The 23,102-nt window shown below is 42.0% G+C and carries 20 protein-coding genes; 9 read left to right on the top strand and 11 right to left on the bottom strand.

What is annotated here, in order from left to right; genetic code table 11:
• Positions 1 to 135 precede the first annotated feature (135 nt).
• From OCU46_RS14765 to OCU46_RS14755, 3 genes are read left to right on the top strand one after another with little or no spacing between them, the layout of a single operon-like run.
• The gene (locus tag OCU46_RS14765) at positions 136 to 582 is read left to right on the top strand and encodes a methyltransferase family protein (RefSeq protein WP_141272880.1); all 447 of its coding nucleotides are present in this window, start codon (positions 136 to 138) and stop codon (positions 580 to 582) included.
• A 3-nt stretch (positions 583 to 585) separates the two neighbouring features.
• Positions 586 to 1,509: a LysR family transcriptional regulator gene (locus tag OCU46_RS14760; protein WP_141272882.1), complete on the top strand. Its 924-nt coding sequence runs from the start codon at positions 586 to 588 to the stop codon at positions 1,507 to 1,509.
• A complete protein-coding gene (locus OCU46_RS14755) occupies positions 1,510 to 2,061 on the top strand; it encodes a DUF805 domain-containing protein (protein WP_141272884.1) in 552 nt (183 codons plus the stop codon).
• A 54-nt stretch (positions 2,062 to 2,115) separates the two neighbouring features.
• On the opposite strand, the gene OCU46_RS14750 is transcribed toward OCU46_RS14755, so the two are convergent.
• The 3 genes from OCU46_RS14750 to OCU46_RS14740 form a co-directional block, all read right to left on the bottom strand.
• A complete protein-coding gene (locus OCU46_RS14750) occupies positions 2,116 to 2,352 on the bottom strand; it encodes a hypothetical protein (protein ID WP_141272886.1) in 237 nt (78 codons plus the stop codon).
• 231 nt (positions 2,353 to 2,583) lie between these two features.
• Complete coding sequence (locus tag OCU46_RS14745) at positions 2,584 to 3,612, bottom strand: acyltransferase (RefSeq protein WP_141272888.1); 1,029 nt, start codon at positions 3,610 to 3,612, stop codon at positions 2,584 to 2,586.
• A gap of 181 nt (positions 3,613 to 3,793) precedes the next feature.
• The gene (locus OCU46_RS14740) at positions 3,794 to 5,026 is read right to left on the bottom strand and encodes an L-lactate MFS transporter (protein WP_141272889.1); all 1,233 of its coding nucleotides are present in this window, start codon (positions 5,024 to 5,026) and stop codon (positions 3,794 to 3,796) included.
• A 548-nt stretch (positions 5,027 to 5,574) separates the two neighbouring features.
• On the opposite strand from OCU46_RS14740, the gene OCU46_RS14735 reads away from it, so the two are divergent.
• Both OCU46_RS14735 and OCU46_RS14730 read left to right on the top strand, forming a co-directional pair.
• The gene (locus tag OCU46_RS14735; protein ID WP_141272891.1) at positions 5,575 to 5,931 is read left to right on the top strand and encodes an NADH:ubiquinone oxidoreductase; all 357 of its coding nucleotides are present in this window, start codon (positions 5,575 to 5,577) and stop codon (positions 5,929 to 5,931) included.
• 135 nt (positions 5,932 to 6,066) lie between these two features.
• Positions 6,067 to 7,548 carry an NAD(P)H-hydrate dehydratase gene (locus tag OCU46_RS14730; RefSeq protein ID WP_141272893.1) on the top strand — a complete coding sequence of 494 codons (1,482 nt, stop codon included), beginning with the start codon at positions 6,067 to 6,069 and terminating at the stop codon, positions 7,546 to 7,548.
• A gap of 54 nt (positions 7,549 to 7,602) precedes the next feature.
• Here OCU46_RS14730 and ggt read toward each other — a convergent pair whose 3' ends face one another.
• Positions 7,603 to 9,339 carry a gamma-glutamyltransferase gene (gene ggt / locus OCU46_RS14725; RefSeq protein ID WP_141272895.1) on the bottom strand — a complete coding sequence of 579 codons (1,737 nt, stop codon included), beginning with the start codon at positions 9,337 to 9,339 and terminating at the stop codon, positions 7,603 to 7,605.
• Between the two features lie 674 nt (positions 9,340 to 10,013).
• Here ggt and OCU46_RS14720 point away from each other — a divergent pair.
• Positions 10,014 to 11,057: a GMP reductase gene (locus OCU46_RS14720; RefSeq protein ID WP_141272897.1), complete on the top strand. Its 1,044-nt coding sequence runs from the start codon at positions 10,014 to 10,016 to the stop codon at positions 11,055 to 11,057.
• A gap of 115 nt (positions 11,058 to 11,172) precedes the next feature.
• On the opposite strand, the gene OCU46_RS14715 is transcribed toward OCU46_RS14720, so the two are convergent.
• From OCU46_RS14715 to OCU46_RS14705, 3 genes are all read right to left on the bottom strand, one after another.
• Positions 11,173 to 12,237: a phage integrase gene (locus OCU46_RS14715; RefSeq protein WP_141272899.1), complete on the bottom strand. Its 1,065-nt coding sequence runs from the start codon at positions 12,235 to 12,237 to the stop codon at positions 11,173 to 11,175.
• 128 nt (positions 12,238 to 12,365) lie between these two features.
• On the bottom strand, positions 12,366 to 12,578 hold the full coding sequence (locus tag OCU46_RS14710) for a hypothetical protein (protein ID WP_141272901.1): 213 nt from the start codon (positions 12,576 to 12,578) through the stop codon (positions 12,366 to 12,368).
• A 1,411-nt stretch (positions 12,579 to 13,989) separates the two neighbouring features.
• Positions 13,990 to 14,907, bottom strand: a complete 918-nt coding sequence (locus OCU46_RS14705) for a helix-turn-helix domain-containing protein (RefSeq protein ID WP_141272903.1) — start codon at positions 14,905 to 14,907, stop codon at positions 13,990 to 13,992.
• A 352-nt stretch (positions 14,908 to 15,259) separates the two neighbouring features.
• Here OCU46_RS14705 and OCU46_RS14700 point away from each other — a divergent pair, with 352 nt between their 5' ends.
• Together OCU46_RS14700 and OCU46_RS14695 are read left to right on the top strand one after the other, a co-directional pair.
• Entirely contained in the window at positions 15,260 to 16,090 is an 831-nt protein-coding gene (locus tag OCU46_RS14700) for an oxidoreductase (protein WP_244311452.1), read from the top strand.
• 44 nt (positions 16,091 to 16,134) lie between these two features.
• Complete coding sequence (locus tag OCU46_RS14695; protein ID WP_141272907.1) at positions 16,135 to 16,500, top strand: hypothetical protein; 366 nt, start codon at positions 16,135 to 16,137, stop codon at positions 16,498 to 16,500.
• A 388-nt stretch (positions 16,501 to 16,888) separates the two neighbouring features.
• Here the strand turns inward: OCU46_RS14695 and OCU46_RS14690 are convergent, their stop codons facing one another.
• Positions 16,889 to 18,607 (bottom strand): amidohydrolase, encoded by a 1,719-nt coding sequence (locus OCU46_RS14690; protein ID WP_141272909.1) that lies wholly within the window; start codon positions 18,605 to 18,607, stop codon positions 16,889 to 16,891.
• 325 nt (positions 18,608 to 18,932) lie between these two features.
• On the opposite strand from OCU46_RS14690, the gene OCU46_RS14685 reads away from it, so the two are divergent.
• The gene (locus tag OCU46_RS14685) at positions 18,933 to 19,748 is read left to right on the top strand and encodes a hypothetical protein (protein ID WP_141272911.1); all 816 of its coding nucleotides are present in this window, start codon (positions 18,933 to 18,935) and stop codon (positions 19,746 to 19,748) included.
• Between the two features lie 127 nt (positions 19,749 to 19,875).
• On the opposite strand, the gene OCU46_RS14680 is transcribed toward OCU46_RS14685, so the two are convergent.
• The 3 genes from OCU46_RS14680 to OCU46_RS14670 all read right to left on the bottom strand — a co-directional run bounded on the left by OCU46_RS14680 (position 19,876) and on the right by OCU46_RS14670 (position 23,089).
• Positions 19,876 to 21,213, bottom strand: a complete 1,338-nt coding sequence (locus OCU46_RS14680; protein ID WP_141272913.1) for an MATE family efflux transporter — start codon at positions 21,211 to 21,213, stop codon at positions 19,876 to 19,878.
• 849 nt (positions 21,214 to 22,062) lie between these two features.
• Entirely contained in the window at positions 22,063 to 22,503 is a 441-nt protein-coding gene (locus OCU46_RS14675; RefSeq protein WP_141272915.1) for a hypothetical protein, read from the bottom strand.
• A gap of 16 nt (positions 22,504 to 22,519) precedes the next feature.
• Positions 22,520 to 23,089, bottom strand: coding sequence for a hypothetical protein (locus OCU46_RS14670; protein ID WP_141272917.1), 570 nt, complete (start codon positions 23,087 to 23,089; stop codon positions 22,520 to 22,522).
• Positions 23,090 to 23,102: the final 13 nt, after the last annotated feature.

Below are 23,102 nucleotides of genomic sequence, written 5' to 3'. Positions count from 1 at the left end.
TCCGAATAGGGTTTGCAACACACATTGTGTCGATGGAGGCCATTTTAGTGGAGAACCTTTTGTTGATATATATCCCTTTAGGTAAAACACTGTTGCTATACTGCAACAATAAACTTGTTAACCGCAGAGGGTAGAATGCTGAATAATAAAATACCGCCACCGATAGTTATGCTGGTATGCGGAGGGGTGGGGGGCTACGTTGATAATTTTACTTTTACATCGAACCTATTGGTATGGCTGTTAGGAGTGGTTATTTTTGCTTCGGGCATATGGCTAGCTGTGGTTTCTATTGTGTCTTTTAAGCAGGCTAAGACGACTATCAACCCATTAGACCCTTCTCAAGCAAGCCTACTGGTTTCTCATGGCGTATTTAGATATAGCCGAAACCCAATGTATGTATCACTCGCTTTATTTTTAGTAGCTTGGTCGTGTGTATTGCTATCTATAGCCGCACTGGCTCTTTGTTTGGTGTTTGTAATGTACATAACGCAGTTTCAGATCAAGCCTGAAGAGCAGGTTTTGCAGGCGAAATTTGGTAAGCCGTATGACGAATATTGCCGCAAAGTAAAAAGATGGGTGTAGCCTATGTTAAATAAGATAAACCTAGCGGAGATTCGTTCTTTTGTATTAATTGCACAGTTAGGCAATTTCACGCGGGCTGCAGAGGCGCTTAAAGTATCACGCTCTCATATATCACGTCAGATGACACAGCTAGAGTCCGATCTTGGGGTTACCTTGCTAGTCAGAACCACTCGTACCTTAAAGCTGACTCTAGCCGGTCAAAAGCTTTTTGAGCAGTGCCAGACCTCCTTGAGTCATATTAACCAAGCATTGCTGTCGGCAATAGATGATGTGGAAGAGGTGAGAGGACACATTGCCATCAACTGTGTTGGTGGTGTACTTGGTGAAGATATATTGGTCCCTATGATCAACGAGTTTATGTCTCTCTACCCTGATGTACATGTGACTTTGGATTTTAGTAGTCATAGAGTTGATCTGATACAAGACGATTTTGATATCGCCTTTCGAATGGGAACATTGCAAGATGCTGGTTTTGTCGCTCGCAAGTTACTCGATATTGATATGGTTACGTTAGCCAGCCCCGTTTATTTAGAAAAACTCGACACTATTACTCATCCTAAAGAGCTGGAAAAACATCGCTGCTTGACGGGATCTGTGAATCGTTGGAGCTTCGTTCACAACGACAGTGCGGAAACCGTTGAGGTAAATATTAGTGGCAATTTACAGTGTAAAAATGGCCGTGCTTTGGTGAATGGGGCTCTGCTGGGTAATGGTGTTATTCGTGTGCCTTTGCTGTATTGCCAAACTGAAGTAGAAGACAAAAGATTACAACAAGTATTTTCCGATTGGCATATACCTAGTGTAGAATTTTCAATGATTTACCATAAAGACAGATTCAGACCCGCACGTTTGGTTAGGCTGATAGAATTTATTTACCATAAATTTGAATCACTGAGATCAGAACGTAGTGCTCGAAAAGGAAAATAAGTGAATAGCTATCAGATTTTGTATAAGAAGAATGTGGTGTTGGCCGTTAATCTCGGCAATAGCAATGCCTCAGAAGAAATAAAAAGCCTTAATGAACAAGGCTTTAAAATTTTCAGTCGTATCATACAGGCGGTATCTGAAGAGCGGGCTGTTGCTATCTACCGTGCAGAGAATCAATCGACACATAGCGAACATGACGTTAGCATTAAAAATGTGTTTTTATTCAAAACTAACCGCCTACGACGCCTTCCTTACCTTGGCTATTCCTTTTCAAGTTTTATGGTCGCGGCCTTAAGTATGTTTATGCTTACACATCAGGCGGGTAATTCAGGCAGTAACAGCGCACTATTGTTGCTGTTTCCGATCCTATTAGCTTTGTTTTGGTTCTCGATTGGCTTATCTGTCGCACGCTGGAAAAACTGTGGTCACAAAGGTTGGTATTACGCAGTCGCTTTGGTTGTCGCTATGCTCATAGATACCTTTTTGATGGGGATAGCAAGCACATTACTATGGTTATATTTATTGTTTAACCCACAATCAAACAAGATATAAGCGAATAAAAAAGGGGCAAGCGCCCCTTTCTTGTGTAACTACAAATTATTTTGATTAAGCAAGCAGGGATTTATCCGACTTCAGCAATCTTTCAAGTTGCGGCGTTAGGTTAGTTCTTTTAGACATAGTCAGTCTTCCCGCTTCGTAGAGTTCAACCAGCACACCGTTATTGCAGGTATTGCATTGACCCTCGCAATGCATCTCTTCAAGCAAGGTATCCATCTTGTAAGGGGATAACTTGAACCTTTCCACTTCACTGCCCTTATTGCAGTTATAAATTACGACTTCCATCTTCACTCCTTGAAGAATCACAACTATCTATATTGGTTACTATCGCTTATATTTTCACAGGTTTAAATAGAGATAGATCACACGTTAATACTTCTGGAGTGTATGTGTGAAAACGATCAATGAATGCAATACGAAGTGACAAATATTTGCGAGACAAATCAAATTAAGTGTTCAACTCATTTTGTTCAAATAGAACAAAACGAGTCATATGGCGGTATTAGAATGTGATCTCTATCTAAATAATACTCTTCTTAACGGTGTCTTCATCACTAGGTAAGTAAATAAAGCAGATATAACAATGGAACCCAACCAAACCAGCAGATCTCTTTTCCATAGTTCGAAACCTATAAACCCAGCTAAATTAGTAAGATAGATGACAAATAGCAGGTGGGAGACATAGATACCTAGAGTGAGATTAGCGACAGGTTGCACCCATTTACTATCCCCTAGGTTAGGATTTGCCAATAAGAAAAAGAAAAATCCCAAGGCCCAGATAGGGGTACCAAATAAGTAATCATGAATTCGGAAATCGACATCCCAATTGAGCAGATAATAAGCCTCAATAAAGTGAATAATCATACCTAACATTAATATTACTATTGCCTTTAGTGAGCTAATAGAAATATTTAATCGTCGAATCTCAAACCCTAAAATTATCATCAACAAGCTAAAGAAAGGTCCATTTCTTGTATAAAAAAGCGAGGGAATGTCCGTAACGTTAAAATAACTGCCTGCCAATACCCCATAGATAAATAATATTATGCTTAATGGTTTAAGCAGTTTTTGCAGGCGGGTTTTAAGGATAATAGCGATTGACCCAACGCCTATGGCAAGAGCAGGTAGATACCATAGGTGGACTAGGCCTCCCTGAAGAAGAGAGTTAAATGGCGTCAACGCCAAATAGTCCCAGTACAAAGTACGTTCAGCTACGTAGCCCTCAGTCATCACTGTCATTAAGTTAAACGGCATCAACAGGTAAATGATGCTCCAAACTAACCAAATTATCGTTAGAGGCTTTATATATGATAGTGCTGTGCCAATAGGATTTAGACTGAGCTTGGGCTGAAGCAAATAACCCGTTAGTAGGAAAAAATAGGGAACAGCAAAGCGACTAACTTGATTGATAAGATCCCCAAGCCAGGGTGTTACTTTATATAACGGATAAGCGACGAAGAGTTGGCTATGTATCGTGATGACAGCCAGTATAGCGATGATACGACCGAGCTCTAAACTTGGAATACGATGGTTGGTAGTGGACATAAACAGTATCTCAGGAAGTGACACTGGTTTGTATAACAGGCGTTAGAGTTCGTCTATCTGAACGATGAGGCTTTGCTTGGAACTATTAACCCTGTCGCAAATCTAGGCATTTTGAACGAAGAGTTTTAACAAAAACAAAACAGGCCCGCCAAAGCGAGCCTGTTAGAATCAATCGAGTAAATTAAGCAGCAGCAAGCTGTGCTGATTTCTCTTCGCTGATTGGGCGAGTCACTAGAGATAGCGCTACACACACACCCATCATTACAGCTGAGATAGTGTACGCTAGGCCGTAACCTTCGCCGTGAGTCATTGAGAAACCAACAACTGCAGCGCCGATTGCACCACCGATACCCCATGCAGTGTAAAGTACACCGTAGTTAGTACCGTAGTTCTTAAGACCGTAGAATTCAGCAGTGATAGATGGGAATACCGCTAGTAGCGTACCGTAACCTACAGCTGCAATCGCAGTACCTAGGATCAGAGTTGCTTCTGATTTGAAGGTTGCGAATAGAACCATGTTGATGCCTTGCAGAGCAAATGCGATGAACAATGTACGTAGACCACCAATCTTGTCAGATAGGATACCAGCACCGATACGACCGCCTGAGTTGAATACAGCTAGGATAGATGCAAGGTATACCGCGTTTGGTAGGTTCGCTTGAACACTTGCGATAGTTGTAATGTTACCAATGATCATAAGGCCAGTTGCAGAAGCAAATGCGTACATGATCCATAGAGAGTAGAACTGAGGTGTTTTCAGCATTACTTTCCAAGAGATGTCGTTGCTCTTCTTAACAGCAACAGGTGCTTTACCTGCTTTAACCTTAGGTGCTTCTGGTACGTAGTCTGCTGGTGGGTTGTTGATTGTTGCCGCTAGAGGCACAGCAATAACAAGTACACCAATACCTAGGATAAGGAAGCTTTGGTCAATACCGTAGTTTGTGATAAGCGCAGAAGTCAGTGGAGCAAGGTAAACCGCAGCTAGACCGAAGCCAGCAGCAATCAAACCGTTTACTAGGCCTTTCTTAGATGCGTGGAACCACTTCATCGCAGCAGGAGAAAGACATGCGTAACCGAAGCCGATACCAGCACCCGCTACAACACCGAATGTCATGCTAAGCATCGCAGGAGTAGTTGCAAAGCTTGAGGCAATCATACCTAAGCCTGTCATAGTAGCACCCAGCATAAGGATGTTACGTGGACCCATACGGTCCTGAAGAATACCAGCAACAAGAAGAGCGATAGAGAAAGTAACCGTTGCAATAGCGTATGGTTGAGAAGCGTCTGCCGCATTCCAGCCCATATCAGTAACTAGAGCTTTGTTAAATACACTCCATGCGTAAAGAATACCTAAACAAAGGTTGATACAGAATCCTGCAATTAGGATACGCATCGCTTTATCAATCTTTTTCATCGTTTGTTCTCGGTGCCGTGATGGCTAGGTTGATTATATTAATTGTCTGAAACGTTAAAAAACTTTTTAGGTTTATCAAAATTTCTAAGAACGAGATGCGCGAATTGTACACAAATTTTTTGTGATTTGAATCTCTTTTTGCGAAAAATGAAAAATAATTTTGCGCTTTTTTGCCGTTGATAGAAATTGAGAGATGGTTCGCAAATTTTGCAGTGTTTTTCGCAGGATAAAATACTGCTTTTTATCTATTTACCTGAAGAAATGTGATGCGTTAGGCGTCTATGAAAGAAAATTTACCTGTAGCAATTTATTAACAATTTAAACATCTGATTCGTTAATATGGTAGGAAAACGGTTATATGGAGCTAATTTGATTTAAAACAATGTTAAATTGTTATGTAGTTGTAAAATTGATGTGTATTTCAATGGTTTAGGTGAAAATTCGCTCAAAAAAACATCTTGCAAACGAGTGTTTTTCAGTCAAAATAAAGTGAAATCTAAGATTCCAAATTTGAAAGGACGCTTTACTAAGCTTTAGTGAGGTTACACATGAAAATATTTTTACTTTTACTTATCTCTGTTTCTGCTGGCGCCGCTTCTGCTGAGCACTTAACTTCTTTCCTTTATGGATTGAGTACAGCGTCTCTTGCTGTGGGTGTTTGCTTCTGGTTGGCTTTCCGTTCATCTCGTTGGCCACAACTTGCAGTGTTCCTTCTACTTACAGGTATGCTCTGCAAACTGGCTATTACCGTTGTTTCGACCATTGTGGGTGTTAACGCCGGACTTATTACTTCGCCGTTGATCTTCTCCCTTTCGTACCTATTTTTTGCGATCGCGACGACTTACGTATATTTCTACTTCAAAGATAAGAGCACAAATCGCAAGCTAGGCTTAAATCAAGCGTAATCCTTGGGGTTCGGAATCAATAACAGAAACCGCTGTCGCAAACGCACAGCGGTTTTTTTGTGCCTGTTTACTTTTAATCTCTAAACTTCACTATTCTTATCATAAACTTGGGCAATATATCGTGAGGCATCACTCATGTACCGTTTGTATTCTCCCCAGCAAATTAAACGAAGTGAACCAAAAGCGGCCGAACTAGCCGGAATTACCCTTTATCAATTGATGGAAAGGGCGGGGCTTGCGGCTTTTGAGCGCTTGCAGTCCATGCTGCCTAACGCTGGACGAATTTTGGTGTGTTGTGGTTCGGGCAATAATGGTGGTGATGGTTTTGTGGTTGCTCGGTTAGCCTTAGAGCTTGGCTATGAAGTCAATGTGTTTCAGCCGTCTTATTGTGAATCGAATACTGAAGATTCAGCTAAAGCGAAGCAAAAGTGGTTAAGTCATGGCACGATAATCTCTAGCAACATCGAAGAGTTAGCACATTACGACCTTATTGTGGATGGTTTGTTAGGAACGGGGTTAACTGGCGACGTTCGTGACAACCTTGCTGAGGTGATTAGAGCTCTCAATGATTCTAAACTTCCTATTCTCAGCCTTGATATCCCTTCAGGATTACATGCTGACACGGGTAAGATCTTGGGTGATGCTGTTGACGCTACCGCCACGGTTACCTTTATTGGCAATAAAAGAGGGCTAGTGACAGGGCAGTCCAGAGATACCGTTGGTGAACTCTATATCGCTGACCTTGGTGTTGAATCTGAGTTTAAAGGCTTAGAAACAGAGCTAGCTTGCATCTTTGATAAAAACGAAGCTCAAGGGCGATTACCTAGAAGAAAGCACACTTCTCATAAAGGCAATTGTGGTCGCACCTTGTTAGTTGGCGGTCATGAAGGAACCGGGGGGGCCATTATTATGGCAGCTCAGGCGAGTGCGCGCGTAGGTGCAGGCTTGATTAGCGTGATGGCTCATCAAGATACCGTTATTCCATTGCTTACTCGCCAACCTGAGGTGATGTCTATTACCGTGGGTAAAGAGGGTGATGACGAAAGGGTTATAGCAGGAATGCATTCTGCAACTGTGATTGCACTAGGACCGGGCTTGGGTACAGATGATTGGTCTAAGAGTCTGTTTAAGCTATGCATAGAACAAGCTAAGCCTAAGGTCATTGATGCTGATGGACTGAATCTTCTCGCCCAAAGCAACTCTTATCATAATTTAAGCGAAGGCATTTTAACACCGCATCCGGGCGAGGCCGCAAGGCTCTTAGGGTGTCCAGTTCAAGAAATCGAACAAGATCGATATACGGCAATCGAGAAGATCCAAGCAAAATATCAATGTGTAGTTCTACTTAAAGGTGCGGGTACGCTGATATGTGATGGTCAGATGACGTACGTGATTACTGCGGGCAATTCAGGCATGGCAAGCGGCGGAATGGGGGATGTGTTAACAGGAGTGATTGCCGGATTACTTTCTCAGGGATTAAAACCGATAGATGCTGCATGTTTGGGGGCGTGGTTGCACTCTACAGCGGCGGATAATATCGCTAGGCAGTCAGGTAAAATTGGCATGTTAGCTACCGACCTTTTGGCAGAGATTCGTTCCCTCATAAATCAATACTGAAAAAGGTCCACTGCCTTTATAGCAAAGAGCAGTGGACTAGAGCGTTTGCTAAAACTAGTCGCCTAACGATGTAGAGGCGCGTCTACGATCTGTTGCTCCATAAAGCTTACCATTGTTTACTTCAATCGCGTTTAAGCCGCTAACTACCGGAATGACATGAACCTCGTAGCCCATCTCAGTAAATTCAGGGACCAGTATTTCAGCATAGGTGCGCTTTTCAACCAAAAGACCTGTCGGGTTAGTTGGCTTGGTGCGGTCGATCTTAGTTCCGTACTGGATGTTAGGTAAGTCGATCGCGGACTGAGCGGATAGATCCCAATCGATCACACCTACGATAGTTTTGAGAACATATCCAGGGATCTGCGAACTACCAGGACTACCCACAACCAGTTTGAGGCTACCATTTGGCTCCATAACCATCAAAGGTGTTATTGCAGAGCGAGGCCGTTTTCCGGCCATAATTGAATTTTGAACGGCTTTGCCTTCAATCTCTGGAACTGAAGAAAAATTTGCCATCTGAGCATTGAGAAGTACTCCATCCACCATCACTCCTGAGCCCATACCTGTGCCGACAGTACTGGTCATGGCAATAGCATTGCCCTCTGCATCGACAATGGAAATATGACCGGTATCTTGGCTCTCAAATCCTTCAACATTGGCTAGACTCTTTTGACTGATATCCCCTGGTTTTACTTCGCTTTGGCTCATGGAGCCTTGCTTAGGAATCAGCTTGCCACGCTCAGCAAGATAGTTTTGATCAAGGAGTTTCTCCACAGGAGCAGATACATAGCTAGGGTCTCCGGCATAGGCGATGCGGTCTTCTTTCGCTAACCTCATTGCCTCCGTCATTAGCCTCCATGGCTCTGCCTCTGTGTGATGCATTTCATTGATTTTATACGGCTCTAGCATCTCCAATGTTTGTGCAACTAACACCCCTCCGGAGGCTGGATAACCAAAAGAAACGATATCGTGGCCACGATACGTAGATTGAACAATATCTCGCTCTACCATTTGGTAATTATTAAAATCTTTCATGCTGAGCTTGTGTTGATCATCACCGAGCCTTGCATTGACGGTCTCTACTATGTGCTCGCCCAGAGGACCGTTATACATATAGCTATCACCGTGCTTAGCAATGAGCTTTAAGGTGTTGGCTAAATCTGGATTAGTGATCATAGAGCCTGTGGGCTTGATATCATCACCGATCCAATACAGTGCATTGAGTTCGGGATCACTTTCTAAGCGAGATTGCTCGCGTACCAGAATATCGTAGGTATAGCTATTCATGGCATAACCATTCTGGGCATAGTCGATAGCGGGTTCGACCAGCTCCGCCCACTCGAGTTTTCCGTGTTTTTGATGTGTTGAATAAAGCAGCTTTAAAGTGCCGGGAATCGCCACCGAGCGAGGGCCTAAAATGTCATTTCTAGGAATAGCTTTGCCGTCCTCATTTAGGAACATATCAGGAGTAGCGCTAGAAGGAGCGGTATCACGCCCGTCATAGGCGATAAATGAGTTGGTAGTTTTGTCGTAATATAAAGCAAATGTGCCACCACCAATTCCAGTCATATCCGGTTCAACAACGGACATAACCATTTGCATGGCCACCATGGCATCGATGGCATTTCCACCTTGTTTTAAGATTGAATAACCCGTGCTAGTGACATACTGATTGGTGGCACTAACCATAAATTGCTCGCCTGTAGCATCTGGCGCAGTGGGTAAAGGATAAGGAATAGCTAAGGCAGTAGTGGAGAGGGTAGAAAGAAGGAAAACAATTCGACGTTGCATTAAGACCTCTATAACTATGAATATTTAGCATTGCTAATACTAGACCGAGGTATACCATTCTGCCTGAATAGTTATGTAAGGGAAATGTAAGTAACTATTATATTTTCTTTATTTATCAGTGTTATAGGTAGTATGAATAAATTGCCACCTTCCCATAAACTGAGGTGATGCTAGCTTTCAAAATTCTAAGTCTTGCAGACTCTACGTTGATACTGACTGCGAATTACTTTTGAACCGCCAACAGCGACAAAGCATCAATAGTTTGAATTTATGCACGCAAAAAACACATTTTTGACAAAAAAACGCAATAGAAAGAGTGTGGTTATAGGCGGAAAATACGTGCTTTTATAGTAAGAAAGTGAGCTATATCACCAAATCAAGGCGTAGTAAGAGACGTTTAACTGAGAAGGTCGAGAGTTGAGGTTTTTTAAGTTGTTGATTTATAGAGATAAGTGAGATTAGGCAAGGCGCAGATTTGCAAGTTTCAAGATAGTAGCACAAAAAAAAATGAATAATCAGTCTTGCGACAAAATTATCTGGCTCTATAATGCTGAAAACCGGAGCGTCTGCCAACGCTCCGGTTTTTTTGTGTCCGAAGAATGGTCAACGCTTCTGCCAAAGCACGACCTGCATTGTAATTGGCACATCATCTATTGAATCAAGGAAATGCAACAATGCGTATCGAACAAGAACTTAAGTTAGGCTTTAAAGATGTACTATTCCGCCCTAAGCGTTCTACTCTAAAAAGTCGTTCTCAAGTAAATTTAACCCGCGATTTTACATTCAAGCATAGTGGTCGTCAATGGTCTGGTGTTCCTGTAATTGCAGCAAACATGGACTCTGTAGCAAGCTTCGAAATGGCTGCAGCGCTAGCTGAACATGATGTAATGACAGCTGTTCACAAACACTACACTGTTGAGCAGTGGGCAGAGTTTGCAAACACAGCGGATAAGAAAACGCTAAACAACGTATTTGTTTCTACTGGTACTTCTGATGCTGAGTTTGAAAAAACTAAGCAAATCATGGCACTTAGCGAAGAGTTTACCTTCATCTGTATCGATATCGCGAACGGTTACTCTGAACACCTTGTTGAGTATGTACAACGCGTACGTGCTGAATTCCCTAACAAGGTTATCTCTGCAGGCAACGTAGTGACTGGCGATATGGTTGAAGAACTAATCCTAGCTGGTGCAGACATCGTTAAAGTAGGCATCGGCCCAGGTTCTGTATGTACTACTCGCGTTAAAACAGGTGTTGGTTACCCACAACTTTCTGCAATCATCGAATGTGCAGACGCTGCACACGGCCTTGGTGGTCGCATCATCGGTGACGGCGGCTGTGCATGTGCGGGTGACGTTTCTAAAGCATTTGGCGGCGGCGCTGACTTCGTTATGCTTGGCGGCATGCTAGCAGGTCACACTGAGTCTGGCGGCGAAGTAGTCGAGCAAGACGGCAAGCAATTCATGAAGTTCTACGGAATGTCTTCAGAATCAGCGATGGCGAAGCACTCTGGTGGTGTTGCAAAATACCGCGCAGCTGAAGGAAAAACCGTACTATTGCCATACCGTGGTAGCGTTCATAACACCATCTCTGACATCCTAGGTGGCGTACGTTCAACTTGTACATACGTAGGCGCAGCGCAGCTTAAAGAGCTGACGAAGCGTACAACGTTCATCCGTGTACAAGAGCAAGAGAACAACGTGTTCGGTAAAGAGTAAATCTTGAATACTTCGGAAATTCCGAGCTAAAAAGAGCCGCTTTAGCGGCTCTTTTTTTTGGTTAAAATTGGCAAGTGTCGGCAAAGTGTCGGCAGGGAAATGGAAATTTCGAGGCTTACAGATTAGAAATAGGGTTGAAAGTAATAGCATCTGTTAAATGATCGGGAGCAAAATGTGCGTAGCGCATGGTCATTGTAATATCAGAATGTCCAAGGATATCTCTGAGAACTAAAATGCTGCCGCCGTTCATCATAAAGTGACTTGCAAATGTGTGTCTCAATACATGTGTTGCTTGTCCTCTCGGGAGACCAAGAGCCAGCTTGTTGTTTAGAATGTAACGAAAAGAGTGATAACAATCTTCTTCAAACAAATGCGCTGATGTTCCTTCACTTATCAGTTGATAGACCTCTTCTGAGATAGGGATGGAGCGATTTTTTTTACTTTTGGTTTTAATGAAACTAACCATGAAGGTTTTTTTTCCAGAATTCTTATCCACAGATACTTTTAATTGAGTTCGTTTTAATTTTGCTGCTTCGTTCCATCGAGCACCGGTCGACAAGCATACGACCATAATTTTATACATGTCTGTTAGTTTATGTACTTGTACATGCTCAATTAACTCTATTAATTGATCGTCGGTGAGATACCCCATCTCGGTTTCGTGTTCTTTAAAAGGTTTTATCCCGTCTAAAGGATTTGGTCCGTGCCATTCTCCAAGTTCGCTCATTTTATTAAATATCCCTTTGAATCGGCGCAGCTCAGAGTTGAGCGTAGAAACGCTAGGTGCACCTTTATTCCAACGGTCATCTGTAAAAATAATCTCGCCGCGCTGACGCTTTGCGCGGAAATCAGCAAATAGTTTGGCATTAAAGGTACTTGCAGTGGGGTTCCCCATAGCATGTGCCATCTTTATCATTTTGCTGTAAATCGGCCCCTCATTCGCGAGTGTTGAACCATACAAACTGTGCCATGTATGAACAATTTCATTGAGTTGACGACGTTCAGATTTATTGGCGAGCGAGGTTTTTCCATTTACTTGCTCAAGTAAGTACTTTTCATATTGAACGGCCTCACCTTTGGTTGCAAAACGTTTCCTTACCCGCTTTTTATCTCTACCATAGGGATATGCATCTAGAAGCCATGGCTTCTGCTTATTATCTCCGACTTTTTTTATGGTCATAATCTATTTCTACGCGTATTTGAATGTTGAAATTTTGTAATTTGGCTAGAGTTTCTCTTATTACTGTAAATACTGGTGTTTACGAACGAAAACTTCAGAGCATCAATGCTTTATAAGAAGGTCGTTTATTAACCCAACTTTTCTAATGCTTCTCTAGCGGCAATTTCTCTCATCGCTACCATATTAACCAAAGGTTTCTCGCCTGGACGGTCTTTGGTTTTAATGATGATTTTTCCACGACGTGCGTAATCTTTGACTGTGTTGAGGGGCATACCTGTTTGCAAGCTGTATACCTCAAAGGTTACGAATGGGACTGATGTATCTATTTGATGACTTAACATGATTGATCTCTTAAATCAGTTTGTTGAATTTATAGTGATAGGGTACCTCACCGAAGCTTTTGCTAAAGTCAGCGCTTAGCAAGCTGGTGCTTTTACATATTTGAGTGTGAAATTACACATATAGTGGTCAGGGCATAAAAACTATCTATATGGAGTGCTTTTGGTGTATTCAAGATTGAAGCATATTTTACGAAAGGTTTGAGTGCTTGCCTTAGACCTTGCGAGTTAGTTCTCAAATATCACTTTGAGGGTATTTAATGGATACCCAATTCACTAGAAATTTACCTCTCTATATAGGATTTCTGGTGTATTAATGGTGTGTATGAACTAGGTGGGTACTACTGTACTGGCATAGTGAATTTGGCCACTGCACTTTATGTCCAGAGACGTTTTGGTGGTATTAGGGCTAACTCAAAAATGTCCAAAAATGAGTTTAGAGCGAGAGACTTAAGTCTTCGAATTGGCGTCGATTCTTCTCTTTCAAGTCCTGCGATAAATTTAACTACTCAATGGACAAATTTATAGTGCTATGTAGGATAGGTACTTGTGTGATTACGCTTCGGTAGAGACTTATTTGCAAAAGAGCCCTATTGAGGAAAGAGTCAATGATTATTGCAACGACCTATATGCAAAAGGCGAGAAAGTTAGCGTTCGTATGACTTAGGTCCCCTTCAATGAATTTCAAAGTTCTTCAACAGCTCATAAATGCTACTGAAACTGGCCATGGAGAATACCAAGTTGTCAGCTGATAACCTTAGATGAAGAAAAAATTATTTTGAAAGTAACCGCTTAAACCCGATGACTAACAATGCGTGAATGGGTGTAAATATCATGGTTAACATATAAACTCTGAGGGCTTCAGGAGATAATAAGCCATTTGAGAAGCTACCTTCGGAAACTCCCACCCCTACCATGATTAATGCACAAGTCAGTAGGCTTTCTTTTACCATTTTGTCCATAAACTCAGCCAATTTGGTACCTCTTGATTCTAAAAATTAACCACTGTTTATTTTTTAGCGATGACAACTGTTACACCCATCACTAACGGAGATCCGAACACCTCCAGTAGCTAGAGCACCCTATGTTCCAGCCCCCATTATCGGAGCCAGCCCACCAGAAACAGCACTACCGACAAAGCCAACCGTAATAGTGTAATAATTGGTGTTTCAATATGATAATGATAACTACTATCATTATATATCACTGTTAATATTGATTTTCTTGCTAATGACGCTTCTGTGACTGCAACCTAAAAAAACGTCTACCCGAGATATAGGTTAGAGGTTAATCAACGTTTTTCGTACTTTGCTAAATTAGTAATATCACTGACAAGCTTCTGCCCCAAAGTGAGCCAGATAGACATTTCCTAACCATTAGAATTCATATTGCATATTACTCTCAAGCTGCACTATTAATGGCGGGCATTCTGTAATCGATACTCTGAAGGAGTCACCCCAACTTTGTTTTTGAATAGTCTGGAAAAATATTGTGGGTATTCAAAGCCTAAACTGTAGGCAATGGTCGCCACGGAATCCTTACTAGAGAGTAAGCGATCTTTTGACTTATCAATCAGAGCATAATGAATCCAATCCTTCGTTGTTTTACCTGTTTCAGCTTTCAGGGCATCGCTTAGGTATCGACTGGTCATATTCATGCTTTGCGCCAGCTCTTCTACTTCAGGGATTGTGGCAGATTCTTGAATGATAGCGTCTAAGCGAGCCTCTAAAAGCTTTGAAAACCGATCGTATATTGAGGTGTCAGCCTCTTTACGCATCATAAATTGGCGGTGGTAATAGCGATTGGCGTACATCAATAAGGTACTGATTTGCGATAAAATGAGCTCTTTACTAAAGGCATCTAGGCTCATGTTGTTTTCTGCCTCAAGCGCATCAAACATCGCGACCATATGTTGCTCTTCTTTTGGTGAAAGGTGTAGAGCCTCGTTAACCGAATAATTGAAAAATTGATATTGCTTAAGTTCGTCTTGCAGCTTGTGACCACGGATATAATCGGGGTGAAAGCAGATGGTGCGAGCAACGGAGTCAATGATTATACCGCTGGCGGTCAGCTCTTGACCGGGAGCAATAAACAGCACTGTCCCATTTGAACAATCGTATTGGGTACGGCCGTACATGACTTCGCCTGACGTGATGTGTTTGAACGATATCGCGTAGAAGCTGGTGGTGAGTGAAATGCTCTCACCGCTGAGTAATTGATTGTCATCACTGTTTGGATCTAGTTTCATTACATCAACTAAAGGGCGCTCTGGTGGGCGTATACCAAGAACAGCATTGAGTTGTTTAATGGTATCAAAGTGGAATTTTTTCATTGTTTAACCTTATCGCTGATCCTCTAGCGGCATCTACCTCGCTCTGATTCATATTATGGTTTAGTTGAACAGAAAGTTCAGTGCACAAATTGACGTGAAGTGTATACAAAACTTCGGAGCGGTTCGATTCGTTATTTCGTATACAATTCTTGCAGTTTTGTGCACTGCTACTTTTGGTCATGTCTCTTATGATTGCTCTATCGATTACGAAGCCCTTCGAATGTAACTGCATTGTGCTCAAGGCCTTGTTTCGAAATAGCTAAACCATCATAAAATATGAGGAATAAAGTTCATGGCAAGTAAACCTTGGAGTGCTGACGACATACCTACTCAAAAAGGCAGGATTTCAGTTGTGACTGGATCAACCAGCGGGATCGGCAAGGAAACTGCTAAGGTGCTAGCGCAAAAACAATCGACGGTAGTACTTGCGGTTAGAAATGTATCAAAAGGTGAGAAGGTAGCAGCGGAAATTCGAGCAAACTATCCTGACACCGACATTTCGGTTATGCAGTTGGACCTTTCCAGTCTTAGCTCAATTCAAGCGTTTAGTTCACAGCTTTTAGCAACTTTCGACAGACTTGATTTACTGGTCAACAACGCAGGAGTAGCGTGCCCCTATGCCAAGACTGATGACGGATTTGAAATTCTGATGGGGACGAATCATCTAGGTCACTTTGCATTGGTCGGCCATCTACTCGAGACTCTCAAGAAAACACCAAACTCCCGTGTGGTGGTAGTTTCTGCTGGCGCACATAAGGCGTCGAAGATCGATTTGGATGATCTGAACTGGGAAAAGCGAAAATACAGTAACTTTACGGCGTACGCAGATAGCAAACTGGCGAATCTCTACTTTGCCTATGAGCTGAAAAGACGGCTTGAATCAGAAGGTGACAACCCTATGGTTACAGCAGCTCATCCGGGATGGACGACATCGGAACTTCAGCGTGGCGTGGTGAAATTCTTAAATATCTTTTTCGGCCAGAGTAAAGAAATGGGAGCACTACCAACACTACGAGCTGCAATAGACGAAAGTGCATCTTCGGGTGATTTCTTCGGCCCGCAGGATTTCTTTGAACTACATGGCGCACCCATTAAGGTAGAATCAAGCAAGCAGTCACATGATGTCGATGTTGCCCGAAAGCTTTGGACGCTATCTGAAGAACTAACAGGAATAAAATATTAAACGATAATACAGGAGCATTGCGTTAAGTACGTTTAAGGATATTTATGGACAGTAAAATAGTTTTACAGGTGGTGGGTGTTATCATTTTATTACTAGGGGGGATACTGAGCTATAACCCTGAGCTAGTTAGTAATAAACCCATCCCTGAGGATGCCTTCCAAGCTGTTGAAAGAAGAGTCCGGTGGGGCTTTCTAATGGGGACAGGCATGCTGCTCATCTTTCATCATCAAATTACCCCATATCTGTTTACTGTTGCTGCACTCGGTATGACATTAACATTAGGGGCGCTAATTTCGCGCGTAATGGGTATTTTCCTTGATGGTTCCGTACCAAGGCATTGGATGTGGGTTGCTGTTGAGCTAGTAATGGTCATTGGTTTCGGAATTTGGTATGCGAAGCAACACACATAATCAGTTGATTTTCCATATCTAAACTAATTCATTGATTGCTAAATTAGCAATGTCACTGACACAGAAATGTCCAAAAACGTTTTACAGAACTAAGCTTTGGGACAAAAGAGAGATAAAGATGTGTGATTGGGCTAGCGCTAACTCGGAAATGCCTCAACCTTTCTAGTTAAACCTAACAATAACGTGAAACTGGTAAGCTAATGGGATACATTTTTTATCATAATACTGCCGATAAAAATCACGTCTTACCGTTGAACTGCTGGTGGAGGGTTAAATCATTGGGCGCATTCAATGCTGCTTTTTATACGAAGACAACGCTCATTATACAATGAGCGTTGTTAAAGCAGCTTAGTTTGATAAGAACCGGCTTGATAGATGTGTCTGTTCGTTATTGCTGGTAGACATTCACACCATTTTTGTAGGTTTTAACGACCTTAATTTGATTGATTTTTTCAGGTGAAATGGTCAATGGGTTGTCGGTTAAAATGACCAAATCTGCAATTTTGCCAAGCTCAAGGGTCCCTTTGGTATCGTCTTCAAAGTATTGATAAGCCGCGTTTTTTGTTACAGAGGCTAAAGCCTCGTAAGGCGTTGCCTTTTGCGCGTCCCCAAGTGTTTGCCCAGAACGAGTCACCCGATTTACTGTGTTATAAATTAAGCGAATTATATCAGGGTCGACAACAGGCGAATCGTTGTGAGTGGTATATGGAATCTCGAAATTAGAAGCGGATCGAGTTGGACTGATTCGTTGTGCGCGTTCAAGGCCGAACACTTCGTCTCGGTGCCAATCCCCCCAAAAGTAGGTATGGGCAGAGAAGAATGAGGGTATCATATTGTATTCAACCATCCGCTTAAGTTGGTCGTCTCGGGATGTTTGTGAGTGAATAGACACAGGGCGAATAGATTCAAAATCATCTGATTCCACTGTAATGCCATCTAAAGTATCCAATAACATATCAACGGAAGCATCGCCATTGGTATGGATGATAAACTGTGTACCAGAGTCTAAGTAACCTCGTAGTTTTTGCTCTAAAAATGTTTTGGTTAGCGTTGAATATCCGACATAATCGTTCGATTCTCCCGCTGGTGGGTTGAGGTACGGCTGGGTCATGAACGCGGTTTTACCTTGTGGAGAGCCATCCAATATCATTTTCACACCCGCGATACGAAAATTATTGGTGTATTCTCGAGAGGTTTCGTAACCTTCAATCCCTAGTATCGTATAAGCATCCCAAGTTGGGTAAGCTGCGATATCAAGATAAAGAACATCATTGTTTCCCAGTGATTCGTATAGACGAACAGATGCAGGCGAGGCGGCTCCGTCTTGAATCGTGGTAATCCCAAAACTAGCATAATACTCTTGCGCTAAATTGAACGCCTCAATCGTACTTTCAGGTGTTTGAGGTGCAGATTCCAGCCCGCCCATCGCCAGATACATGGCAGTTTCTTCGAGCACGCCATTAGGTATATTTGTCCCTTCAACACGGACAATTTTGCCTCCTTCTGGGTCAATGGTGCTCTCATCAATTTCAAGCAATTCAAGCGCTTTACTATTAACAACGGCTAGGTGGAACGATACGTGGACAATGACTATTGGAACTTCAGTACTGACTTGATCTAAGTCGTACCTTGTTGGGTGTGTCTGTTCTGCAAGAAGAGAGTCGTCATAACCTGTGCCAACCAGCCATTGCCCTTCAGCCAATTCTCTGTCCTCCCAAAACTCTTGCATCGATTGGACGAGCAATGGAATAGAGTCACTTTCTCCAACAGGAGAAGGAGCGAGGTTAGCGTAATTGATACTTTGTGCAACCATGGAAAAATGGCCATGAGCATCGATAAATCCGGGAACGATAGTTTGGTTGTCGAGGTTAATTAGTTCGACATCAGAGGCGCTATAGTTAGAAACGGGTACATTAAGACCAACAATTTTCCCTTCTTTCACAGCGAGTGATGATGCGGTTGTCTCATTGCTGTCCATAGTGATTATCTGACCGTTATAGAAAACCGTATCGGCATCGACGGGGGTACCTTTGTTACTTGAGCCATTACATGCGACCAAACTGAAAGCACATAATAGTGAGGTAGGGATTGTGAATTGCCTCTTCATTGAACACTCCAACTTATTGATTAATTACGTAATAACGTTACTTGTAAAACCTGAGGAAACTTAGTACCAGTTGAGGAGATTTGTTGTGACACAATTGCACTTTAAAGGGGTAAAAAGGATAGGGTTTGTAGTGCTTTCGCTAGATGTTTTTGTCGAGATTGAAAGCTTATGATCTGCTCCGGCAATACTGGACTCTTGAATAAGTAAGTTTTGCCCCATTTCAATCTAGCCATGTTCATAATGCATATCGCGTGTTCAAGTATTGCCATAGCCAAACTAATGCGATAAACATAAGTTAGTTTCTGGCTTGGTAAAGGGTTTTAGTATGACAACGGGTAACAAAGTCGTTCCATCTACTAATTTGCAAGACCTATCCGAAAAAAAGATAGATAAAGATCTAATATCGCCTCTAGACGAATCGTCAGAAGATAAAATATTTGCCCTAGTCGAAGGAGCTTGCTCCTTGGTTCCAATGGGGTCAGTAGTACTTAATCGACTTACAGAAAACCCTGTTGAAAAAAGGAGAAATGAGTGGCGAGCTCAGGTAACCACTGCAATAAATGAGCTTATCGAAAGCAACAGCCTAAGCTTGTCTGCCTTCCTGGATTCCGAAGAAAACTTTTCACTACTTATTCAAGCATGCCAATTTGCTATCAAAACACACCAAGAGGTAAAGCTTCAAGCTCTAAAACACTGCTTGCTCAATGGCCTAATCAAAAATGATTCATATGATAAAACGCACCACTTCATGTCTTTAGTGGATGAGTTTGGTCTTATACATATTGAGATTTTATCACTGGTCAACAATCCTATTGCGTGGATTGAAAAACATGGGAACATACCTCTGGACGCCCACAATTGTAGTCCTGCTGCGGTTGTTCCAAGAGCATACTCCAAATACTGCGATGAATATGATTGGTGCCGCTCTGCATGGCTAAAGCTAGAACAAAATCAATTGGTATATGGAAAGTACGGTTCACCAGTTAGTGATGAGCAGTATTATGTACAACCTAAAAGCAACACAAAGCAACAGCAACGAGGGTTGAAGTCTTCCACGAGTTTGTTGGGGCGAGAGTTTATTTCATACATTTCAAGAGTTGATACATCGAGTTTTGCTTATAAGAGTGATTTGAAGAGTTAGGTAAAGAGTAGTGCAACTTACAAATGCCTCGTTGTGACTTATCCTCCATTGAAACCGCTTCTTTAACGCGACGAGCCATTATAAAAAATGGGGAGCGCTTCTTAGAAAATATGCTCCCCAATGATGATTAGCCAACGGCACTGTACATTGTTGCCATCTTCGATTGGGCTCGTAAGCGTTTAAACCGAGTTATAAACACCGCTGCATCAATGACATTGGCGAGTGCTATCACAGTGAATAGCCAGATGACGTCTAATCCGAGATGAGCAATCACTGAACTCGGAATGACAATATTTAGCCATAGTAATACGACCTTAATTATGGCTGTTTTGGATACGTCGCCAAGACCTCTTAATGACGCGGTATATACGAACTGTAGCCCTAATGGAATTTGAGCTAAACCGATAATCCGTATATAGGTTGCGGCGTCATTGATGACGCTGAGCTCATTGGTAAAGAGGCTGGCGAACGATTCTGGGATGATAGCCATCAGTCCGCCTACGCCTCCCATGAATAGACACGTTAGCGTCGCAGTGACAGAGGTAACACTATCAATATCTCTTGATCTGTTTGCGCCGACAAATCGACTAACGAGAGTAGCAGCCGCGGCAGCAGTCCCAAGTCCAGGTAAGAAAGCTATGCTCTCAACTCTATACCCAATTTGAAAGCCTGCCGCGGCTGAGGCGGCATAGCTGTTAATGAGAGAGATGATAAACAGCCAGCTTATCTGGAATGTGAAGTTTTCGACAACAGAAGGAACGCCAAGTTTAAGGATGTCCTTCAGATGTGTGAGAGAATGCCTTAGTTGTATCACATGCGTAAAAGACTGCTTTATTACAATTAAATAGAGAGCGACATTAAAGCTCGTCGCAACAATCGTTCCTAATGCTGCCCCTTTAATTCCCATAGCGGGTGCGCCAGCGTTGCCAAAGATGAACAGGTAATTGAAAACAACGTTCAGCCCTAGACTCGCTATTTTTATTTTCATCGGCAGCTTGCTGTTGCCCGTTGAAACAAAATAGGTAAATAGTAAAACATCAAGATAGATGAAAATGGATCCCGCTACTAACGTACCAAAGTACAAATCGCCAAGTACAGCGACTTCAGCCGTTGTGTGGAATAGCAAATACAAATCAGCGACAAACGGGATCGCCAATGTACCGATAAGGTATAAGGGCAAAGCGATGAGAAACATCCCGCCGAGGACATTAGCAGCGCATTGTTCTCGTTTCGCGCCAGTAAGACGAGCGACAAGTATGCCTCCGCCGGTGGCAAATAGGTTATCTAAAACACCGATTGAGCCAGCGAGTAACACTAAGCCCATACCAACAGCCGTTAGCTCGGCACTACCTAGCTGACCTATCATGAAAAGATCGATAAGGATCATTGCCATATCAAGAAATAGCTTTAATGATACAGGGATCGCAATTGTTAAAATTTGCTTTGAAAGTGATTGAGAAGTCATTAACTAAACTACATACACGGTAGCGTATGTCTCCATATAGAGATGGAGGCTAGTATCAAGGAGTAGAATGTTGAATGGTATGCTCCCAGCACTAGCCGCAGTGTTTCGCGGCCGACAAGGGACACGAATACGTTAGTTACAAGTACCGTTGAGCGCAGATCTAGCTATAGTTGCTAAATCAGTTAGTTACGCTGAGCGGCGGATTCTATCCGCTGAGGCAAAAATACGAAATTTCCATTTTACTAAATAAGTCATGATGGCCTCCTTTTAGTAATTAACGATCCGTTTAAGTTTCTGAAAATAATAAATTTTTTCTACTATGTCAAACTAATATCTGGCTTCTAAGTTTATCCAATTTGTTTAAGGCTTTTCAAACGCGGCCTATCATTGAGAGGTAGCGCTCGTCATTTTTGGATACTAAAAGTTATCCGAAGGATGGAGATTGCTTGAAGCTTGTAACAAGGTTTTGCCCCAAAACGTGCTAGCAACAGGTAAGAAATCCTTACTCGTTGATTCATTTCTGTCCCTTCGTGAATTTCACTGAGGAAAATATCCCAGATGTTTCTAATATGTATTGATTTCCAGTTAAGGGTAAAGATATTGCGCAGCAGATCACTCGCTATGTGGGGATGGTTTCAAGAATACTGAACTCTGTACTAAATCAAGTAAACACAGCTAAGAGGAGGAAAGTAAATCATCATAACCTCCTTTGACTTTTTATTTTCCCTTTCTCAGTTAATAACCCCAAGAGCAACTCTGAAACCCAATTCCTATTTACGACAAAAGGGATACTGGCTTCCACCAATCCCCCTAACTGCTAAATTCAATATATGTGTATACATTTACAATCTATTGTACAGATGACCGAACTGCGTTTTGAAAACCTTCTGCACTTACTTCCCAACCATCAATCACAACACTATTTTGCTTCCAGAGCCTTGCCATTACCCACTTGCCAGCTTCACCTTCAATATATGTCGCTATATTATTCCCACTACAAAATGAAGTAGCAGGAATATTAATCCCTTCAACTTCTATCGGAGATGAATCAGTAACATCAGGATACTTCTGGCATATAGATTTTGCAGAAGATGACTCTGTTATATAAACTATACTTCCCTCTATCATAAAAAACCGTGCCTTTCCTATCTCTCCTGTTCGCATTTCTTGTTGGAGTGTTTCAGTTAAAGTTACAGTGTTAGGCTCATAACTAACCCATTTTGAATAAGCAGGTATACTCAGAGACGATGCAATCAGCATAAGTACGAAAATTAGGATATTTTTATACATTAATAATCCCCAAAATCTAATACTGTGTTGTTGCTGTCGTTATACAATTACCATCATAATCCCACTCGATACATTCTGTAATTGCTTTACCTTTATACATTTCAGCTCTTTCTTCTTCAGTTTCAATTGCTAGGTCAGCTGCCACACCTACGATAGCTCCTGTCAAACTCAAGAGTGGGTAGCTCCAACCGTCATCACTATCATCTGCGACTTCAACCTTTTCCGCTTTAGAATAATCTCTAGGCCCAAAATCACTCGTAGGAAAATAGGACTTATTATCACAAATTAGATTCTCATTTTCTGTATATGTGAATTGCTCGTTAGCACAACTTTTGGGAAGCTCATATGTTTTACCGCTCTCTGTATTAAAAAATGAGTAAGTATCATTTCCAGAGATAGAAATGTATGATGTCTCATTACATATTAAATTGCCATTAGGCGCATATGAAAATTGTTCATTGGCACATTCTTTTGGCAACTCATATATTTTCCCACTCTCAGGATTAGTGTATTGATATATGTCATTTGACCAAGATGGAAATGATATGCCAAATATTACCATTGGAAATATAATTCGTTTTATCACTATTCTTACCTTA

Source organism: Vibrio comitans (assembly GCA_024346835.1).
Lineage (GTDB): Bacteria > Pseudomonadota > Gammaproteobacteria > Enterobacterales > Vibrionaceae > Vibrio > Vibrio comitans.
Note: the sequence above shows the minus strand (reverse complement) of the source record. Positions and strands in the feature narration are given on the sequence as shown.

Excerpts from the sequence above, each read along its gene's own strand:
- OCU46_RS14745 (WP_141272888.1), bottom strand. The coding sequence starts at position 3,612 with ATGTCCACTACCAACCATCGTATTCCAAGTTTAGAGCTCGGTCGTATC.
- OCU46_RS14720 (WP_141272897.1), top strand. The coding sequence starts at position 10,014 with ATGCGTATCGAACAAGAACTTAAGTTAGGCTTTAAAGATGTACTATTC.
- OCU46_RS14680 (WP_141272913.1), bottom strand. The coding sequence starts at position 21,213 with ATGACTTCTCAATCACTTTCAAAGCAAATTTTAACAATTGCGATCCCT.
- OCU46_RS14735 (WP_141272891.1), top strand. The coding sequence starts at position 5,575 with ATGAAAATATTTTTACTTTTACTTATCTCTGTTTCTGCTGGCGCCGCT.
- OCU46_RS14710 (WP_141272901.1), bottom strand. The coding sequence starts at position 12,578 with ATGTTAAGTCATCAAATAGATACATCAGTCCCATTCGTAACCTTTGAG.
- OCU46_RS14690 (WP_141272909.1), bottom strand. The coding sequence starts at position 18,607 with ATGAAGAGGCAATTCACAATCCCTACCTCACTATTATGTGCTTTCAGT.
- OCU46_RS14760 (WP_141272882.1), top strand. The coding sequence starts at position 586 with ATGTTAAATAAGATAAACCTAGCGGAGATTCGTTCTTTTGTATTAATT.
- OCU46_RS14715 (WP_141272899.1), bottom strand. The coding sequence starts at position 12,237 with ATGACCATAAAAAAAGTCGGAGATAATAAGCAGAAGCCATGGCTTCTA.
- OCU46_RS14685 (WP_141272911.1), top strand. The coding sequence starts at position 18,933 with ATGACAACGGGTAACAAAGTCGTTCCATCTACTAATTTGCAAGACCTA.
- OCU46_RS14675 (WP_141272915.1), bottom strand. The coding sequence starts at position 22,503 with ATGTATAAAAATATCCTAATTTTCGTACTTATGCTGATTGCATCGTCT.
- OCU46_RS14750 (WP_141272886.1), bottom strand. The coding sequence starts at position 2,352 with ATGGAAGTCGTAATTTATAACTGCAATAAGGGCAGTGAAGTGGAAAGG.
- OCU46_RS14695 (WP_141272907.1), top strand. The coding sequence starts at position 16,135 with ATGGACAGTAAAATAGTTTTACAGGTGGTGGGTGTTATCATTTTATTA.
- OCU46_RS14705 (WP_141272903.1), bottom strand. The coding sequence starts at position 14,907 with ATGAAAAAATTCCACTTTGATACCATTAAACAACTCAATGCTGTTCTT.
- OCU46_RS14765 (WP_141272880.1), top strand. The coding sequence starts at position 136 with ATGCTGAATAATAAAATACCGCCACCGATAGTTATGCTGGTATGCGGA.
- OCU46_RS14730 (WP_141272893.1), top strand. The coding sequence starts at position 6,067 with ATGTACCGTTTGTATTCTCCCCAGCAAATTAAACGAAGTGAACCAAAA.
- OCU46_RS14740 (WP_141272889.1), bottom strand. The coding sequence starts at position 5,026 with ATGAAAAAGATTGATAAAGCGATGCGTATCCTAATTGCAGGATTCTGT.
- ggt (WP_141272895.1), bottom strand. The coding sequence starts at position 9,339 with ATGCAACGTCGAATTGTTTTCCTTCTTTCTACCCTCTCCACTACTGCC.